This is a genomic window from Enterobacter cloacae complex sp. 2022EL-00981 (assembly GCF_028737495.1).
Lineage (GTDB): Bacteria > Pseudomonadota > Gammaproteobacteria > Enterobacterales > Enterobacteriaceae > Enterobacter > Enterobacter cloacae.
This window is the reverse complement of sequence record NZ_JAQZRK010000021.1, coordinates 71,130-88,470: the sequence shown is the minus strand read 5'-3', so window position 1 is coordinate 88,470 and position 17,341 is coordinate 71,130. Positions and strand designations below refer to the sequence as shown.

21 protein-coding genes are annotated in these 17,341 nt (G+C 54.9%); 6 read left to right on the top strand and 15 right to left on the bottom strand.

All coding sequences use genetic code 11. The annotated features are described in order from the left end of the window. Positions 1-270: 270 nt before the first annotated feature. Positions 271-651, bottom strand: coding sequence for a winged helix-turn-helix transcriptional regulator (locus PUZ33_RS17490; protein WP_028027891.1), 381 nt, complete (start codon positions 649-651; stop codon positions 271-273). 89 nt (positions 652-740) lie between these two features. Here PUZ33_RS17490 and PUZ33_RS17485 point away from each other — a divergent pair, with 89 nt between their 5' ends. The 3 genes from PUZ33_RS17485 to PUZ33_RS17475 all read left to right on the top strand — a co-directional run bounded on the left by PUZ33_RS17485 (position 741) and on the right by PUZ33_RS17475 (position 3,536). Further along, positions 741-1,589 carry an SDR family oxidoreductase gene (locus PUZ33_RS17485; protein WP_058680768.1) on the top strand — a complete coding sequence of 283 codons (849 nt, stop codon included), beginning with the start codon at positions 741-743 and terminating at the stop codon, positions 1,587-1,589. 81 nt (positions 1,590-1,670) lie between these two features. Then, positions 1,671-2,495: an AraC family transcriptional regulator gene (locus tag PUZ33_RS17480; RefSeq protein ID WP_047023497.1), complete on the top strand. Its 825-nt coding sequence runs from the start codon at positions 1,671-1,673 to the stop codon at positions 2,493-2,495. A gap of 75 nt (positions 2,496-2,570) precedes the next feature. Beyond that, positions 2,571-3,536, top strand: coding sequence for a DMT family transporter (locus PUZ33_RS17475; RefSeq protein WP_023619710.1), 966 nt, complete (start codon positions 2,571-2,573; stop codon positions 3,534-3,536). Positions 3,537-3,598: 62 nt separating this feature from the next. Here the strand turns inward: PUZ33_RS17475 and PUZ33_RS17470 are convergent, their stop codons facing one another. Further along, a complete protein-coding gene (locus PUZ33_RS17470) occupies positions 3,599-5,248 on the bottom strand; it encodes a methyl-accepting chemotaxis protein (RefSeq protein ID WP_013095313.1) in 1,650 nt (549 codons plus the stop codon). A 244-nt stretch (positions 5,249-5,492) separates the two neighbouring features. Between PUZ33_RS17470 and ytfE the strand changes: the two genes are divergently transcribed. Further along, positions 5,493-6,155, top strand: a complete 663-nt coding sequence (ytfE, locus tag PUZ33_RS17465; protein ID WP_023619711.1) for an iron-sulfur cluster repair protein YtfE — start codon at positions 5,493-5,495, stop codon at positions 6,153-6,155. Positions 6,156-6,250: 95 nt separating this feature from the next. On the opposite strand, the gene cycA is transcribed toward ytfE, so the two are convergent. Then, entirely contained in the window at positions 6,251-7,660 is a 1,410-nt protein-coding gene (gene cycA / locus PUZ33_RS17460) for a D-serine/D-alanine/glycine transporter (protein ID WP_013095311.1), read from the bottom strand. Positions 7,661-7,971: 311 nt separating this feature from the next. Next, positions 7,972-8,592 (bottom strand): FKBP-type peptidyl-prolyl cis-trans isomerase, encoded by a 621-nt coding sequence (gene fklB / locus PUZ33_RS17455; protein WP_008502892.1) that lies wholly within the window; start codon positions 8,590-8,592, stop codon positions 7,972-7,974. 233 nt (positions 8,593-8,825) lie between these two features. Here fklB and PUZ33_RS17450 point away from each other — a divergent pair, with 233 nt between their 5' ends. Then, positions 8,826-9,470: an OapA family protein gene (locus PUZ33_RS17450; RefSeq protein WP_058680767.1), complete on the top strand. Its 645-nt coding sequence runs from the start codon at positions 8,826-8,828 to the stop codon at positions 9,468-9,470. A gap of 46 nt (positions 9,471-9,516) precedes the next feature. Here PUZ33_RS17450 and PUZ33_RS17445 read toward each other — a convergent pair whose 3' ends face one another. From PUZ33_RS17445 to rpsF, 5 genes are all read right to left on the bottom strand, one after another. Next, complete coding sequence (locus PUZ33_RS17445) at positions 9,517-10,446, bottom strand: DMT family transporter (RefSeq protein ID WP_058680766.1); 930 nt, start codon at positions 10,444-10,446, stop codon at positions 9,517-9,519. Between the two features lie 151 nt (positions 10,447-10,597). Continuing rightward, on the bottom strand, positions 10,598-11,047 hold the full coding sequence (gene rplI, locus PUZ33_RS17440) for a 50S ribosomal protein L9 (RefSeq protein WP_008502894.1): 450 nt from the start codon (positions 11,045-11,047) through the stop codon (positions 10,598-10,600). 41 nt (positions 11,048-11,088) lie between these two features. Beyond that, on the bottom strand, positions 11,089-11,316 hold the full coding sequence (rpsR, locus tag PUZ33_RS17435) for a 30S ribosomal protein S18 (protein WP_000135199.1): 228 nt from the start codon (positions 11,314-11,316) through the stop codon (positions 11,089-11,091). 4 nt (positions 11,317-11,320) lie between these two features. Next, positions 11,321-11,635, bottom strand: a complete 315-nt coding sequence (gene priB / locus PUZ33_RS17430; RefSeq protein ID WP_008502895.1) for a primosomal replication protein N — start codon at positions 11,633-11,635, stop codon at positions 11,321-11,323. A gap of 6 nt (positions 11,636-11,641) precedes the next feature. Next, on the bottom strand, positions 11,642-12,037 hold the full coding sequence (gene rpsF / locus PUZ33_RS17425) for a 30S ribosomal protein S6 (protein WP_003856034.1): 396 nt from the start codon (positions 12,035-12,037) through the stop codon (positions 11,642-11,644). A gap of 343 nt (positions 12,038-12,380) precedes the next feature. Here rpsF and yjfY point away from each other — a divergent pair, with 343 nt between their 5' ends. Continuing rightward, positions 12,381-12,656 carry a DUF1471 family protein YjfY gene (gene yjfY / locus PUZ33_RS17420; protein ID WP_058680765.1) on the top strand — a complete coding sequence of 92 codons (276 nt, stop codon included), beginning with the start codon at positions 12,381-12,383 and terminating at the stop codon, positions 12,654-12,656. Between the two features lie 141 nt (positions 12,657-12,797). Here yjfY and PUZ33_RS17415 read toward each other — a convergent pair whose 3' ends face one another. From PUZ33_RS17415 to ulaA, 6 genes are read right to left on the bottom strand one after another with little or no spacing between them, the layout of a single operon-like run. Then, positions 12,798-13,484 (bottom strand): L-ribulose-5-phosphate 4-epimerase, encoded by a 687-nt coding sequence (locus PUZ33_RS17415; protein ID WP_058680764.1) that lies wholly within the window; start codon positions 13,482-13,484, stop codon positions 12,798-12,800. After that, complete coding sequence (locus PUZ33_RS17410; RefSeq protein WP_252107867.1) at positions 13,477-14,337, bottom strand: L-ribulose-5-phosphate 3-epimerase; 861 nt, start codon at positions 14,335-14,337, stop codon at positions 13,477-13,479. Before PUZ33_RS17410 ends, PUZ33_RS17415 begins: the two co-directional genes overlap by 8 nt. Before the next feature lie 9 nt (positions 14,338-14,346). Next, complete coding sequence (ulaD, locus tag PUZ33_RS17405; protein ID WP_013095305.1) at positions 14,347-14,997, bottom strand: 3-keto-L-gulonate-6-phosphate decarboxylase UlaD; 651 nt, start codon at positions 14,995-14,997, stop codon at positions 14,347-14,349. Between the two features lie 13 nt (positions 14,998-15,010). Then, positions 15,011-15,478 carry a PTS ascorbate transporter subunit IIA gene (gene ulaC / locus PUZ33_RS17400; protein WP_013095304.1) on the bottom strand — a complete coding sequence of 156 codons (468 nt, stop codon included), beginning with the start codon at positions 15,476-15,478 and terminating at the stop codon, positions 15,011-15,013. A gap of 9 nt (positions 15,479-15,487) precedes the next feature. Then, positions 15,488-15,793 carry a PTS ascorbate transporter subunit IIB gene (ulaB, locus tag PUZ33_RS17395; RefSeq protein ID WP_004109091.1) on the bottom strand — a complete coding sequence of 102 codons (306 nt, stop codon included), beginning with the start codon at positions 15,791-15,793 and terminating at the stop codon, positions 15,488-15,490. A gap of 12 nt (positions 15,794-15,805) precedes the next feature. Beyond that, a complete protein-coding gene (ulaA, locus tag PUZ33_RS17390) occupies positions 15,806-17,206 on the bottom strand; it encodes a PTS ascorbate transporter subunit IIC (protein ID WP_058680763.1) in 1,401 nt (466 codons plus the stop codon). Positions 17,207-17,341 lie beyond the last annotated feature (135 nt).

Sequence of the window (17,341 nt, the reverse complement as noted above, 5' to 3'; positions counted from 1 at the left end):
TGCGACCAAGGCTGGTCAGGGTCAGATCCGCACCGTGCGTGAGGGCAACGGCCATGGAAACAAGGACATTAATCCGGAAGCTGTGAACGTCCGGTAAAGACGCGGAGAAAAATTTCTGGCAGACTGTTTGTAAAGGCACGATGAGGTCTCTTCTGATTTGTTAGCGCAACCAGTAGATCACACTTCATCGTGCTTTTCATTTTTCTGGGGAACCCTCAGCCCTGTGGGAGAGGGTTAGGATGAGGGCATCAGACCGCACATTCCCGGGTTTTACGCTGCCCGCTCATCCCGGTTCGCCATTACTTTTGGCGTATTCACCTCTATCCAGTCCGCCAGCGCGGCCACTTTCTCGCTCACCTCTACGCCAAGCGGCGTCAGGCTATACTCAACGTGCGGCGGTACAACAGGATACGAAACGCGATCGACAAAACCGTCATGCTCCAGTGCCTGCAGCGACTGGGCCAGCATCTTCTCGCTCACGCCGCCCATTTTACGGCGCAGATCGCTGAAGCGGTGCGTTCCCTCACGTAGCGCCACCAGGATCAGAACCCCCCAGCGGCTGGTGACATGTTTGAGCACCTCTCTGGACGGGCACTGCTCCGCGAAGAGGTTACCATCGCGCATTTGTTCGCTGAGTGTCGGTATCGTCATTTAATACTTACCTTTTTGTACGTACTTACTAAAAGTTAGTTATGGTGCTAGTGTGCCACAACACCAGACAAACACGAAGGAGATTGATCATGATCGCGATTACCGGCGCTACCGGCCAGCTTGGCCGCCTCGTTATCGAACAGCTGTTAAAAACCGTCCCGGCAAACCAGATTGTCGCCATTGTGCGTAACCCGGCGAAAGCGGAAGCCCTGAGCCAGCAGGGTATTGTGGTTCGTCAGGGCGATTACACCGACCAGGCCGCGTTGACCACGGCGCTGAAGGGTGTGAAGAAACTGCTGCTGATCTCATCCAGCGAAGTGGGTCAGCGCGCCACGCAGCACCAGAACGTCATCAACGCTGCCAAAGCGGCTGGCGTGACACTTATCGCCTACACCAGCCTGCTGCATGCGGATAACTCACCGCTGGGCCTGCACGTTGAGCACGTTGCTACGGAAAAAGCGCTGGCAACATCCGGCATTCCTTATGCCCTGCTGCGCAACGGCTGGTATACCGAAAACTATCTGGCGAGCGCGCCGCCTGCGCTGGAACACGGCGTGTTTATCGGTGCCGCAGGTGAAGGCAAAATCGCCTCAGCCACCCGTGCGGATTACGCGGCGGCGGCGGCAAAAGTGGTTTCGGAAGAGGGCCACGCTGGCAAGGTCTATGAACTGGCAGGCGACAGCGCGTGGACGCTGAGCGAACTGGCGGCTGAACTGAGCAAGCAGAGCGGTAAACCGGTGGTTTATCAGAACATGAGCGAAGCGGATTTCGCCGCTGCGCTGAAGAGTGTCGGCCTGCCTGCCGGGTTGGCGGATATGCTGGCGGATTCTGATGTGGGCGCATCTAAAGGCGGGCTCTTTGACGATAGCCATACGCTGAGCAAACTGATTGGGCGAGCAACGACCTCTCTGGCGGAGAGCGTCAAGGCCATCCTGTAATTGTTACGGATTGGTTATTTTTTGTGGCATCCCATCGGGTCATCTCTGATAATGAAGCGATGACCCACGAGGAGGCTCACCGTGCAAGGCGTACCGGAACAATTTAGCGATGAGAGAGACAGCGCGCGCTTTCGCCATCTGGCGCAGTTGCCGGGTCTGGAACTTTATCACGCGCATATCGCTGACTACGCCTTTGAGCCTCACACGCATGAAGCCTTCGGCATCGGCACCATCGAAACCGGTGCCGAGCGCTTTCGCTATCGCGGTACCCAGCACCTGGCCGCTGAAAAATCCGTTGTCACCATGAACCCGGACGAGATCCACACCGGTGAATCGGCCACCGAGGGCGGCTGGCGCTACCGGATGGTTTACATCGAACCCGCTTTACTGGAAGAGGTGACTGGCCTGCGCCACTGGTGGTTTAGCGACGTGACCCGCCACGACCCGCTGCGTTCGCAGCAAATCGGCCAGCTGATCTACGGCCTGTGGCATACCCAGGACCCGCTTGCGCAAAAAGGACTGCTGCTGGATCTGATTGAGACCTTCCAGCCGTTGGCCCATCACGCTCCAATAATTAAGGAAGGCGCGCACCGGTTCGAACGGGTACGCGAGTATCTGCACGACAACTACATGCACGCCGTGACGCTGGACGAGTTGGCCAACGTGGTTTCTCTCAGCCCTTACCATTTTCAGCGCCAGTTTAAAGCCCATTTCCACGTCACGCCGCACCAGATGCTGATGGCTATTCGCCTGTGGCGCGCCAAAGGCTTCCTTACGCACGGCATGCCCGCCGCCGAAGTGGCCGCCGCGACCGGACTGACCGACCAGTCGCATTTAACCCGCGCGTTTACTCACCGCTACGGCATTACGCCCGTCCGCTACCAGAAACAAGTTATCGGGCGCTGATGCGCAATCTCATACAATACGCGCGCAATCCCCCCTTCTACACTGAGTACAAAGTCAATTGATGTGGATGGAATAATGATTAGTGGCGTGTTGTATGCCCTGCTGGCAGGGCTGATGTGGGGGCTGATTTTTGTCGGCCCTCTAATTGTGCCCGAGTATCCGGCGGCCCTGCAGTCAACCGGACGCTATCTGGCGCTGGGGCTGATTGCCCTGCCGCTGGCCTGGCTCGGTCGTACGCGTTTACGTCAGCTCAACCGCCAGGACTGGATGACCGCGCTGGCGCTGACCATGATGGGCAACCTTATCTATTACGTCTGCCTGGCGAGCGCCATTCAGCGTACCGGCGCGCCGGTATCGACCATGATTATCGGCACGCTGCCTGTCGTTATCCCCGTCTTTGCGAACCTGCTGTACAGCCAGCGCGATGGCAAACTGGCATGGTCAAAAATGGTACCCGCGCTGATCTGCACGGGCGTCGGGCTGGTCTGTGTGAATATTGCCGAGCTTCGCCACGGGCTCGCTGATTTCAGCGTCTGGCGTTACGGTTCGGGGATCGGTTTAGCGTTTATTTCCGTCGCCTGCTGGGCCTGGTATGCCCTGCGTAATGCGCGATGGTTGCGGGAGAACCCGGATAAACATCCGATGATGTGGGCAACGGCACAGGCGCTGGTGACGCTGCCGGTCTCGCTGGTGGGCTATGCCGGGGCGTGCTTATGGTCTGCGCAGCAACAGCCAGACTTCGCCCTGCCCTTCGGACCGCGGCCGTGGGTCTTTGTCGGGCTGATGATCGCTATCGCTGTGCTCTGTTCCTGGGTGGGCGCGCTGTGCTGGAATATCGCCAGCCAGAAACTGCCAACGGTGATCTTAGGGCCGCTGATTGTCTTCGAAACGCTGGCCGGGTTGCTGTACACCTTCCTGATGCGCCAGAGCGTACCGCCGCTGTTAACGGCCTGTGGAATAGTGCTGCTGGTGATGGGGGTAGTGATGGCGGTAAGAGCGAAGCCGGAAAAACCGATGGTCGTTCCGGCGTCGGAGATGTGAGGCGTTTGCAGGGCCCGCAAAAACGTAGGCCCGGTCAGGCGTAGCCGCCACCGGGCAAGCTTTTAAAACGTTTCCCAGTTGGCTTCAGATGCAGAAGCGACGGGCTGCGCTTTTGGCGCATAGGTTTTCGCCGGAGCCGCCTTCACCGCCTGGCTGCGGGCAATTTTAAACACTGCCACCGCGTCGTTCAGGCGTGCCGCCTGGTCTTCCAGCGCGGCCGCTGCGGCCGCAGACTCTTCCACCAGCGAGGCGTTCTGTTGGGTAACACGATCCATCTCTGCCACCGCCTGGCCCACCTGGTCGATCCCGCGGCTCTGTTCATCAGACGCAGAGGCAATTTCCCCCATAATGTCGGTGACGCGAGTCACGGCGTTCACAATTTCCGCCATAGTGGCCCCGGCTTCGTTCACCAGCTGCGAGCCTGCGTTAACCCGCTCACCAGAGTCATCAATCAGCGCTTTGATCTCTTTCGCCGCCTGGGCGCTGCGCTGAGCGAGCGTACGCACTTCTCCGGCTACCACCGCAAAGCCACGCCCCTGCTCACCTGCACGCGCCGCTTCAACTGCCGCGTTAAGAGCCAGGATGTTCGTCTGGAAGGCAATGCCGTCAATGACATTGGTAATTTGCGCAATTTTGCTGGAACTGGTGGCGATTTCGTCCATGGTGCGCACCACGCCTTCTACAACGTTACCGCCCTTCTTCGCCGTTGAAGAGGCATCAAGCGCCAGACGGGAAGCCTGACGGGCATTGTCGGCGTTTTGTTTCACCGTTGCCGTCAGCTGCTCCATACTGGCAGCCGTCTCTTCCAGCGAGGCAGCCTGCTGCTCGGTACGGGAAGAGAGATCGTTACTGCCCGCAGAGATTTCCCCCGCACCGGTGTAAATGGTATCCGCACCTTCACGAACCACGCCCACGGTGTTTGCCAGCGCGGTTTGCATCTCCTGGACGTTTTGCGCCAGCACGGCCATCTCGTTTTTACCTTCTGCATGGATCGGCTGGGTTAAATCACCGGCGGCAATGGCGCGGATATGGCTTATCACATCCTGCAGCGGCAACAGCAGCACGCGGCGCATGGCAATCCAGCTGGAGATAATCACGATAATTACCAGCAGCATAACCGCAGAGAGGATCCACAGGATACGCTTGTAATCACTTTCGTTATCTTTGATACCTTTATCCGTAAGCACGGCCTGGGCTTCACGCCATTCCCGGTAAACGTTTTGCATCGCGGTCTGTTTCTGCTCTGCATTCTGCTTGAACATCTCTTCCAGATTGCCCTGAGAGAGCAAAACGTTCATTTGGGTCAGCGTCGCGGAGTAATTGCGGTACTGCTCTTCCAGGCGATTCGCCAGGTTGGGATCCAGCCCTGGGGTATTTGGCAAAGCATAGTATTTGTCGTAATGAGACTGGGCATTGGCCAGCAGGTTTTTCGCCGTGTTTACCAGCTCATTGAGCTGTCCGCCGTTAATCTGCGAGGCCATACTGCTTTGCAGACGCAGCATGCCGCGGTTCAGGGTGACGCGCGCCTGGTTCAGGCTGATCCATGCATCGGTAAACTCCGCCACGTTCTTGCTGGAGAGCTGCGACACGGTGAAATTGTCTTTATCGTTATTCAGCGCGTTGATAAAGATACCGGCGGAAACGAGTTGCATGATGCCGAGCACAAGCAGCACCGAAATCAAAAGGGTAATGACTTTTATACGTTTAAACATGCGTTGCCTTTGTAATATGCAGGTTTGTCTGACGTGGGTATATCGGCAGGCGCGGCGGGTTGTTTACTGTTTCTCCACGTTAAAAAAGTTTCTAAAGTTATTTTCTGCATTCATTCAGTGAGTTAAACACGCTAATTTTTTGTGACTTATATCTCATTTTCACCCTTGCCTCTAAAGGGTTATAGCGTCGCCTTAAAGATGCATTTAATATGCATCTTATATTCTTGATGATGAGGTAACTGCTATGGCCTTCCGCGACCAACCACTCGGCGAGCTGGCGCTCTCCATCCCTCGCGCTTCTGCGCTGTTTCGTAAATACGACATGGATTACTGCTGCGGCGGTAAGCAAACTCTCGCACGTGCGGCCTCGCGCAAAGAGCTGGATGTAGAGGTTATTGAAGCGGAGCTGGCCCTGCTGGCAGAGCAACCCATCGACAAAGAGTGGCGCACGGCCCCGCTTGCCGAAATCATCGACCACATTATCGTGCGTTACCACGATCGCCACCGCGAACAACTGCCGGAGCTGATCCTGCAGGCCAGCAAAGTTGAACGTGTGCACGCCGACAAGCCTTCCGTGCCGCGCGGCCTGGCGAAATACCTGACCATGCTGCATGAAGAACTCACCAGCCACATGATGAAAGAAGAGCAGATCCTCTTCCCGATGATTAAACAGGGAATGGGCAGCCAGGCGATGGGGCCAATTAGCGTGATGGAAAGCGAACATGACGACGCGGGTGAACTGCTGGAAGTCATCAAACACACGACCAATAACGTCACGCCGCCGCCAGAAGCCTGCACCACATGGAAAGCGATGTACAACGGCATTAACGAGATGATCGATGACCTGATGGAACACATCAGTCTTGAGAATAACGTTCTGTTCCCGCGTGCATTAGCGGGTGAATAAAAAAGGCCACTGAAGCCTGATGCCCTCACCCGGCCCCCTCCCACGGGGAGAGGGTGCAAAAACTAAAAACGGCAACCGAAGTTGCCGTTTTGCTTTTACCTTACGCCTGCCATTCGTTTCTTACCAATGAACAGCCAGCCCAATCCTAGCGCAATGAACCACAGCGGCGTGACGATCAGCGCCTGACGGGTGTCATCTTCCAGCGTCAGCAGAACCAGAACGAACGCGAAGAACGCCATGCATACCCAGCACATCAGCTTGCCCAGCGGCATCTTATAGATCGATTTCTCATGCAGATGCGGACGCTGTTTACGATACACCAGGTACGAACAAAGGATGATCGTCCAGACGAACATAAACAGGATCGCCGAAACGGTGGTGATCATGGTGAACGCACCGATAACGCTCGGGTTCACGTAGAGCATTACCACCCCACCCAACAGGCACATGCAGGAGAACGTCAGCCCTTTCGCCGGAACAGCACGCTTAGAGAGCTTCGCGAACGCGCTCGGCGCAACGCCTTCCTGCGCCAGGCCAAACAGCATGCGGCTGGTTGAGAACACTCCGCTGTTCGCCGATGACGCTGCAGATGTCAGCACCACGAAGTTAATCAGGCTCGCTGCCGCAGGCAGTCCCACCAGCACGAACAGTTCAACAAATGGGCTCTTGCTTGGCACAACCGAGCTCCACGGCGTCACGGACATAATAATGATCAACGCAAAGACGTAGAACATGATGATACGAACCGGAATGGAGTTGATTGCACGCGGCAGGGATTTTTCCGGGTCTTTGGTTTCCGCAGCGGTGGTTCCCACAAGTTCAATCCCCACAAAGGCAAACACCGCGATCTGGAAGCCGGCAAAGAAGCCGCTGATGCCTTTCGGGAACCAGCCGCCGTCATTCCACAGATGGGTAAACGAAGCCTGTACGCCGGTTGGCGACTGGAAGTGCGTCAGCACCATTACCAGGCCCACCACAATCAGCGCCACAATAGCGACAATCTTGATCATCGCGAACCAGAACTCCATCTCACCGAACATCTTAACGGTGGCGAGGTTGAGGCTCAGCAGCAGAACAATCACCGCCAGCGAGGCGACCCAGTCCGACAGCCCCGGGAACCAGAACTGCGCATAGGCAGTAATGGCGACGACATCCGCCATGCCGGTCACGACCCAGCAGAACCAGTAGGTCCAGCCGGTGAAATAACCCGCCCAGGGACCGAGCAGGTCGGAAGCAAAATCGCTGAAAGATTTGTATTCGAGGTTGGAGAGCAGCAATTCACCCATTGCACGCATCACAAAAAAGAGCATAAAACCGATGATCATATAAACGAAAATGATCGACGGCCCGGCAAGACTGATGGTTTTGCCTGAGCCCATAAACAGCCCGGTACCGATGGCACCCCCGATGGCGATAAGCTGAATATGACGGTTTGTGAGATTGCGCCGTAGCGACTGTTCAGACGTCGCCTCTTCTGTCGCGGCGACTTTGACCTGATCTACCATGTAATTTTCCTGTTTATGCCTGTCTGTGTTGTTAAGGCTCTTCTGGCCTTTAAAAACGTCAAATAAATGACGGTCCCTTTGTAAGGGTTTATCGATATTAGGTAAGAATCGGCGGGATGAATACTATGATTTAGATATTATGTTAATAATATGTTGGAAGTGAGTGTCATATCACTCATACAGCGCGAAACAGCTCACAAAAATACACGCAACAGTTTCGTTTGCAAGATAAAATATTGATTCCGTCGTAACTATAGGTTTTAACACTATTTTCCTCTCCCCGGACGGAGAGAGGAAATAAGAAAAGCCGATTACAGGATTTCCAGCAGCTCGACTTCAAACACCAGGGTGCTGAATGGTGGGATGGACGCGCCAGCGCCACGCTCACCGTACGCCAGGTTGTGTGGGATAGTCAGTTCCCATTTGGAGCCGACTGGCATCAGGGTCAGAGCCTCAATCCAGCCTGCGATAACGCCGTTAACCGGGAATTCAGCCGGTTCGCCGCGTGCAACAGAGCTGTCGAACACGGTACCGTCGATCAGTTTACCGGTGTAGTGCACGCGAACGTGGTCAGTGCGTGCCGGGATAGCGCCGTCGCCCTGGTTGATCACGCGGAACTGCAGGCCAGACTCGGTGCTGTTCACGCCTTCACGCTCACGGTTCTCTTCCAGATATTTCACACCTTCTGCCGCCATCTCTTCGAAGCGCGCGCGACGCACAGCGTCCGCACGTTCGTGGATTTCACGCAGCGCACGGTGCACAACATCAACCGGAACGGCTGGCTGTTTGCCTTCCAGCGCGTCAGCGATACCCGCCACCAGCGCTTCTGGTAACAGACCTTCCAGGCCGGATTCGCTCAGTTGCTGTCCTACCTGCAAGCCGATACCGTAACTTGCCTGCGCTTCGATAGTGTCAAAAGTCGGGGTGGTCATGGGTTTTCCTTCCATCACATTTAAAGTAGCGGGCAGCATAGCAGCCATGCCCTTATGGGTAAAACTTTGTCTGAAGTTAAGGTGACAAACTGCGACGAAACAGAAACAATAGAGGTAACCAGGATTAATCCCGAATGGATGTCACGGATGTCGAGTTTGCTACGCCGTTCAGGCAGTTAGCGAACTATACTTCGGAGCACAGGATAAAAAAGACGCGGAGCAGGAGGAGAGCCATGCCCGGGCGATTTGAACTGAAACCTACCCTGGCGAAAATCTGGCATGCGCCGGACAATTTTCGCATTATGGACCCGCTACCTCCTCTGCATCGCAGAGGGATTATCATAGGCGCGCTGCTGGTGATCGTCGGTTTCCTGCTCCCTTCTGGCGGCGATAATGTCGACACCGCACCGGTCACCCGCAATGCGCAACTGGATCTTCAGTCGCAAACGCGCCCGCAGCCTGATGCGCAGCCCATGCAGACACAGCTTGTGACGCCGTCTAACGATCCGGGACAGGTTGCACCGGTTGAGCCAGAGCCTATTCAGGAAGAACAGCCGCAGGAGCAGGCCGCAGCCCCGTCTGAATCGCAGACGCAGCAGCCAACCGGCATTGAGCAGCAATGGCGTTCCTACCGCGTGGAGGCGGGCAAAACGCTTGCTCAGCTGTTCCGCGACCATAACCTGCCGCCAACCGATGTCTATGCGATGGCCCAGGTAGAAGGTGCGGGCAAGCCGCTCAGTAACCTGCAGAATGGCCAGATGGTGCAGATCCGCCAGAATGCCAGCGGCGTGGTCACCGGGCTAACGATTGATACGGGTAATGGCCAACAGGTGCTGTTTACCCGCCAGCCAGACGGCAGTTTTATCAGAGCACGGTAATGGCGTAGGCCGGGTAAGGCGAAGCCGCCACCCGGCACTTTTGTTCTCAGGCACTCCGTTTATTCACCCACCAGATCCCCGAGCAGACCAGCACCAGCGCAATCGCGTATTTAATCTCAAGGATGTTTTCGCCAAGGAAAATAGCGGACAGTACCGTCCCGGCGACGGGAATCACAAAGTTGAACGGGGCAATCATACTGACGCGGTTCACTTTCAGTAGCGCGCTCCACAGGGCGAAGGCGACGGATGAGAGCAACGTCAGATACCCTAATACCGTCACCGCGGTAAGGCTATGCACCTCCAGCGTCCCGCCCGTTGCATATCCCCCTGCCACCAGCGCAAGACCACCAATGCCCAGCTGCCAGCCGGTCATCACCGTGGGATCAACCGTCTGGGAAATCCGTTTGCCGTAAAGCGTGGCGGCGGAGAGGATGAACGCCGCCAGCACCACAAACCCGTCACCATTCCAGACAAAGCGGAAATCACGAATACCACTGTGGAAATTCACCAGCATCACCCCGGCAAACCCCAGAATACAGCCCAGCGTTTTGTTATAGCTGAGCTTGTCGTTGTGGTAGATAAAATGCGCCAGCAGTACGCTGAAGAAGGTGCCGGTGGCGTTCATGATCGAGCCATTAACGCCCGTGGTGTATGCCAGCCCGATATAAAAGAAGGTGTACTGAATGGTGGTCTGCGTCAGTCCCAGGATCGTAAGCTGGCCAAACTGCGTGGGCGTGAGCCTGGCGATGGGTTTACGCTGTGCCAGCGCAAACAGCAGCAGCAGTGCTCCGGCAAACAGAAAACGGTATCCGGCAAAGACGACTTTTGACGGGATATCATCGGTTGCGATCTGAAAGAGTTCATAGCCACTTTTAATGGCCGGGTAAGAGCTACCCCAGAGCAGACAGCAGAGTGTGGCGCAGGCGTAGGCCACATTGCGACGGGCAAAGACAGGCGTAGACAGAGCGGTTTCCATGGCAAATCTCAAAGATAAAATTGCGTTTCATTTTATTATCAGAGAATGCGTCAGGAATCGCGACCATACAAGCTAAAAGAGAGGTTCGTCAGGCTTTAAAAAGCAAAACGCCGGCACAAGGCCGGCGCTTCGACGCGAGCAGAGTAAAAAATTACTCAGCTACAACGTTAACAACCAGTTTAGCGAACACTTCGCTGTGAACCTGGAAGTCAACTTCGTGCTCACCAGTGGTACGCAGAACGCCGTTCGGCAGACGAACTTCGCTCTTAGCCACTTTAACGCCTGCTGCAGAAACTGCATCAGCGATATCGCGGGTACCGATGGAACCGAACAGTTTACCTTCGTCGCCAGCTTTGGAAGCGATGGTAACAGTGCCCAGTGCGTTGATTGCTTCAGCGCGAGCGTTAGCAGCCGCCAGAACGTCAGCCAGTTTGGCTTCCAGTTCAGCACGACGTGCTTCGAAAAACTCTACGTTTTTCTTGGTAGCAGGAACAGCTTTGCCCTGTGGAACCAGGAAGTTACGAGCGTAGCCCGCTTTAACGTTTACCTGATCACCCAGGCTGCCCAGGTTTGCTACTTTATCAAGCAGAATAACTTGCATTACCTTATCCTCTTAAAGTCGTATTAATGGACCGTGCCCGATTACTGATGACGATCAGTGTACGGCAGCAGAGACAGGTAGCGAGCGCGTTTGATAGCGCGAGCCAGCTGACGCTGGTATTTTGCACGAGTACCGGTGATACGGCTTGGGACAATCTTACCGCTTTCGGTGATGTAGTTTTTCAGCGTTGCGATATCTTTATAGTCGATCTCTTGAACGCCTTCCGCGGTGAAACGGCAGAACTTGCGACGACGGAAATAACGTGCCATATGGCTAGTCTCCAGAATCTATCAAATCAATCTGCTCGGCATGCAGAACCATTTTGCTCAGACCGTTCTTTGCCTTGTGGCAAGAGATGAACCCCTGAACGATTACTGCACTACCGACCGTTAAACTGTGAGTAATGGCCTGGTTTTCGTGTCCGCTAATGATAACGGGCATTTGGCACCACGCCTGCCGGTGAAACCCGGCTTCCTCTTGCACAGAACGATGCTCAAGCACGAACTGGCAATGCGGAATTCCTGATGGACTGACCTTTCGAAGGGGAGCCCTGCATACGATGCCGGACAACGCCAGACGGTTGGTCATCAGAAATTACTCTTCAGAATCCCCAGCATCAGAATCATCTGCGGTTTCGTTTGCGAAATCATCGCGACGCTCACGGCGCTCGTCTTTCGCTTTAACCATCGGAGATGCTTCGGTAACTGCGTGTTTGGTACGCATAACCATGCTGCGGATAACGGCATCGTTGAAGCGGAAGGTAGTTTCCAGCTCATCGATCACTTCCTGCGGAGCTTCAACGTTCATCAGAACGTAGTGTGCTTTGTGCAGTTTGTTGATCGGGTAAGCCAGCTGACGGCGGCCCCAGTCTTCCAGACGGTGGATCGTACCTTCTGCACCAGTGATGGCAGCAGAGTAACGCTCGATCATACCCGGAACCTGTTCGCTCTGGTCAGGATGGACCATAAAAACGATTTCGTAATGACGCATCGAATTGCTCCTTACGGATTATTCAGCCTCCTGTCTGGGTCAGCCGAGGCCCGGGGAGGCAAGGAACGTGTTAAAGGTCGGCTGAAAAATTGACGCGTCATAATACTTGCGCCCCCCAGGAAACTCAAGCTGATTGCACAAATAATTCGCACAAACCGCAAAGCTGGTCTAAGTGGGTGATTTAAAATTAACCACATCAGGAAGCGTTGTTTTTTTGAACAACTGCATCAGAAATGGTCACGCATCCTCGCCGGAGAAGTGATTACACTTTAATCAGAGACCATATAAATACCGGAGGGGAGCAAACAACCGTCTCACAGCACGCAGTCGTGGAGCGCATATCATGAAAAAAATCGCAATTGCCGTAATGGCTGCGCTTTTGCTCAGTGCAAACGCGATGGCAGCCATCAAGATAGACAGCCGACAGGCCAGAAACATGGATGATGTGCAGAGCTTAGGCGTTATTTACATCAATCACCATTTCGCCACAGAGAGCGAAGCAGATCAGGCGCTTAATAAAGAAACCGATGCTCAGGGGGCAAATTACTACCACGTTATTCTGATACGTGAGCCCGGCAGCAACGGCAACATGCACGCCAGTGCAGATATTTACCGATAACGCTTTGACGCTAGCACCAGGAAAGCCAACAAAAAGAATATAGCCATCGTTTTACTTGCCCCCTGCCCGGGGGCTTTTTTTTTATGAATGGCTCTGAAATACCACCGGTTACAACTGTTTTCGGTATTCCAGAGCACTTATTCACTTCTGCCCGTAATAGGCGTTTGGACCGTGCTTGCGCATGAAATGCTTGTTCATCAGGTAATCATCAATGCCCTGAAGCTGTGGGTTGATGCCGCGAGCAATCCACGCCATGCGTGCCACCTCCTCCATGACTACCGCGTTATGGACAGCGTCATGCGCATCTTTTCCCCAGGCGAACGGACCGTGCTGATAGACCACAATGCCCGGCGTATGCAGCGGTTCGCTCTCACCCAGCGTTTCGATAATGACGTTGCCGGTGTTGAGCTCGTACTCGCCTTCCACTTCTGTCTGCGTGAGTGCCCGCGTGCACGGAATGTCACCAAAGAAGTAGTCCGCATGCGTGGTTCCCAGAGCCGGAATTGCCCGCCCCGCCTGCGCCCAGGCTGTGGCATGCGTAGAGTGCGTATGCACTACGCCGCCAAGAGTAGGGTAACGCCGGTAGAGCGCCAGATGGGTGGCTGTATCTGAAGAAGGGCGCCATTTGCCGTCGACAACGTTACCCTCAAGATCAACCACCACCATATCGTCAGGGCTCATGGCGTCATATGCCACGCCGCTAGGCTTAATCACCACGAGCCCTTGCTCTCGGTCGATAGCACTGACGTTTCCCCAGGTGAAGGTCACCAACCCATAGCGCGGGAGATCCATATTAGCGTCAAAGACCTGCTGCTTAAGCTTAAGCATATTCAGCCTCCAGTAAGCCGGCCCGTGCCATACGTTCCCGTACCCAGTCGCGAGCGTTAGCCACTTCACCTGCCGGGTCATCTGACGTTTCGCTCCACATCTCAATCAGGTAAGGTCCGCAATACCCCGCCTGTTTGAGCGTCTGGAAGCACCGTTCGAAATCCACCACCCCGGTGCCGAACGGAACGTTTTTGAATACCCCAGGACGCGTATCTTTGACATGAACCGCGACGATATGGCCCATCCCCGCCAGCAGTTCCATTTGTACGCCGTTATCCCACGCCGACAGGTTGCCGATATCAGGATAGAGCTGGAACCACGGATTGTTCAGGTAATGCGCGTAGCCCAGCGCCTTGCTGATCGAGTTCATTAACGGATAGTCCATGATCTCCATCGCCAGCGTCACCTGCGCGCGGCTAGCCATTTCAACGCTCTCTTTCAGGCCATCACGAAAACGACGACGCGTTTCGTCATTGGCTTCCTGATAGTAAACGTCATACCCGGCAAGCTGTATCACGCGAATACCCACATCCTGCGCAAAACGAATGGCTTTACGCATGATCTCCAGCCCCTGCGCGCGCACCGTATCATCTTCACTGCCAAGCGGAAAACGACGGTGGGCACTGAGGCACATAGACGGCACGCGTACGCCCGTTTCGGCGACCGCACTCACCAGCGCCAGACGCTGCTCCTGGCTCCAGTCGAGGCGAGAAAGACGTTCATCGGTCTCATCCACGGACATTTCGACAAAATCGAAGCCCAACTGTTTCGCCAGTTTCAGCCGCTCCAGCCAGCACTCCCCCGCAGGGAGTGCCTTTTCATAGATGCCAAGCGGGACCTGTTTAGACAACATACCCGCTCCTTAGCCCCAAAGCTGAGCGATTGAACGTTTGAACTGACGTGCCGCTTCCACCGGAGACGCGGCATCACGAATGCTGCGACCCGCGATAAAGACGTGAATAGGGATACCTTTAAACAGCGGCAGATCTTCCAGTGCCAGGCCACCGGTAACGGTCACTTTAAAGCCCATGTCAGCAAGACGTTTAATGGCGCTGATATCCGCATCTCCCCACGCCACGCCGGCGGCCTGCGCATCACGGCTGCGGTGATAAACGACCTGCTGAATGCCAGCATCGCGCCACGCCTGGGCCTGTTCCCAGGTCCAGAAACCGGTCAGTTCAATCTGCACATCGCCGTTGAACTCTTTCGCCACATCCAGCGCGCCTTTCGCGGTGTTGATATCTGCACAGCAGATCACAGTGACCCAGTCGGCATTGGCTTCAAAACACATGCGGGAGAGAATTTTGCCTGCATCGGCAATCTTGGCATCGGCCAGCACGATTTTATGCGGGTAGAGCGCTTTCAGATCGCGAACGGCGCGCACGCCTTCGCCTACGCACAGAATGGTGCCAACTTCGATAATATCCACCTCTTCCGCAATCAAGCGGGTGGTTTCATACGCATCGGACAGAGTCTGGTTATCCAGCGCGACCTGCAACATTGGTAATGACATTTTCAATTCCTTCTTAAACTGCCGCCGCTGTGGCGTTATCAATTAAATCCAGCACTTCCTGCTCGGTGCGGCAGGCGCGTAAACGATCAAAATTCGCTTCGTCATCAAACAGGTTAACGATCTGCATGATGCCAACCTCCTGATGGGTATTGGCATCGACGGCCGCCATGGTGATCAGGATGTCGACCGGGTCGTTATCTTCATGGTTAAACACCAAAGGCGTTTTCAGCGTTACCAGCGCGAAGCCGGTTTTCTTCACGCCCTCTTCCGGGCGACCGTGTGGCATTGCAAGGCCTGGCGCGATGACAAAATAAGGACCATGCTGCGCCACACCATCAAGAATGGCCTGGTAATACCGCGGCTCGACAACGTCAGCCTTAACCAGCAGATCCACGCTCAGCTTGACCGCCTCCTGCCAGGTGCTGGCCTCGGCCTGTAAAAGGATGGAGTTATTCTCTGCCAGCGAATCACGTAGTTTCATGTGGCGTCCTTACTTCACGTCCTGGGGGAAGTGCGCTTTGATCACTTCCAGCAGTTTTGGGCCGAAATCCGCAGGGGAGAGCATGTTGCGTACCCCCACGACATACTTGTTGCCAGAAACGCTAATTTCACCGGCGATATGGGTAGACGCGATGATGATATCGGCGCCGTTCAGTTCACTTTTGTATTCCCCCACCGCGCAGCTGTTCACCGTGTGGTCAATGTTTGACTGGGTTAAAAACTGGTCCACTTTCATCTTCATGATCATGGAGCTACCTTGCCCATTGCCACACACAGCCAGGATACGTACGGTCATAATCGAAACTCCTTAGTGAGCAGAAACTTCTGCTGTTTGTTTTTCCGCATCTTCTTCAGCTCGCAGAGAACGGCCAGCGAAGAACATATAAGCCAGAGCAATCAGGATGATGACGGCCATAAAGACCAGCCCGACGGACGCAAAGCCCTGCATCATTGGCGGTGCCAGAATTGACCAGTCCGCCATGCCCATCCAAGCGTTCATGCCGGTGAGCTTGACCGCCCACACGCAACCGAAGATCTCCACCATGCCCATCACCAGACAGATCTTGAGCGCCGCGCGCCAGCCGCCAAAGTGGTTAGCAAAGACGCCAATGGTGGCGTTGGAGAAGAACATTGGGATAAAGCCAGGAATAATCAGAATGGATGAGCCGCAGCCGACCAGAATGCCTACCGCAATCAACTGGCCGATGGTGCCCCACATGAAGCCCCAGACCACCGCGTTTGGCGCAAAGCTGTAGATAGCCGCACAGTCAATCGCCAGCACCGCACCAGGAATCAGGCGTTGGGAGATCCCATTAAAGGCTTCAGACAGTTCGGCAACAAACATACGGACGCCCTGGGTAATGATGAAAATGGCTACCGCGAAGGAGAAACCGGTCTGCAGGATATAAACCGTCCAGTGCGTTTTCCCCGCCATCGCCTGCACCACATCAATCCCGAAGGAGAGCAGAATGGCGCCGAAGAAGATGGTCATCACAATGGCGGTTGAAACGATGTTGTCGTGGAAGATATTCAGCCAGCCCGGCAGCTTGAGATCTTCTACGCTGTCCTCTTTTTTACCCAGGTACGGTGCGACCTTGTAAGCGAGCCAGGCGGCGAATTGCTGCTGATGGCCGATAGAGAAACCGCAGCCGTCGGTGACCTCCTGCGTCGGCTTGTACATCATGTTGGAGGTGATACCCCAGTAGAGCGATACCAGCACGGCGGTGCAGATAATCGTGGTCCACATGGGGTAGCCGAAGATATAGAGAGACACCGCAATCAGCCCGGCCTGCTGGAACATAATGTGGCCAGTCAGCATGATGGTGCGGATGCCGGTAATGCGGCGCAGCAGAACGTAAATGATGTTCAACGCCAGCGCGAGCAGTACCGCGTACCCTACCCAACTGTAGGCATCTCCCATGCGGTCAATGGTGGCCATCATCGACGCGTAGGTGTCAGAGATGGCGCCGTTGATGCCATACACTTCAGACATTTTGGCAACAACGGGTTTAAAGGTACTGGTCAGAATGCCTGAACCCGCCTGCAACAGCATGAAACCAATGATGGTTTTGATTGTGCCTTTGATGATGACGCTGACGCTTTTGCGCAGAAGGATGTAGCCCAGGCACGTCACGATACCCAGCAAAAGCGGGGCGTTAGTCATTACCTGATTAAAGAACACGGTAAAGACGTTGTAGAGGATCTCCATAACTCTCTCCAGAAATGAGAACACGAGGGGTAATCCCTGTTCGGTTGGTGTCATCACTCTATTAATCACAAATAATCACCACAAGATTGCATTTGATTATTTGTGACGTATCACGCAAATTATTTCCACGCTGTT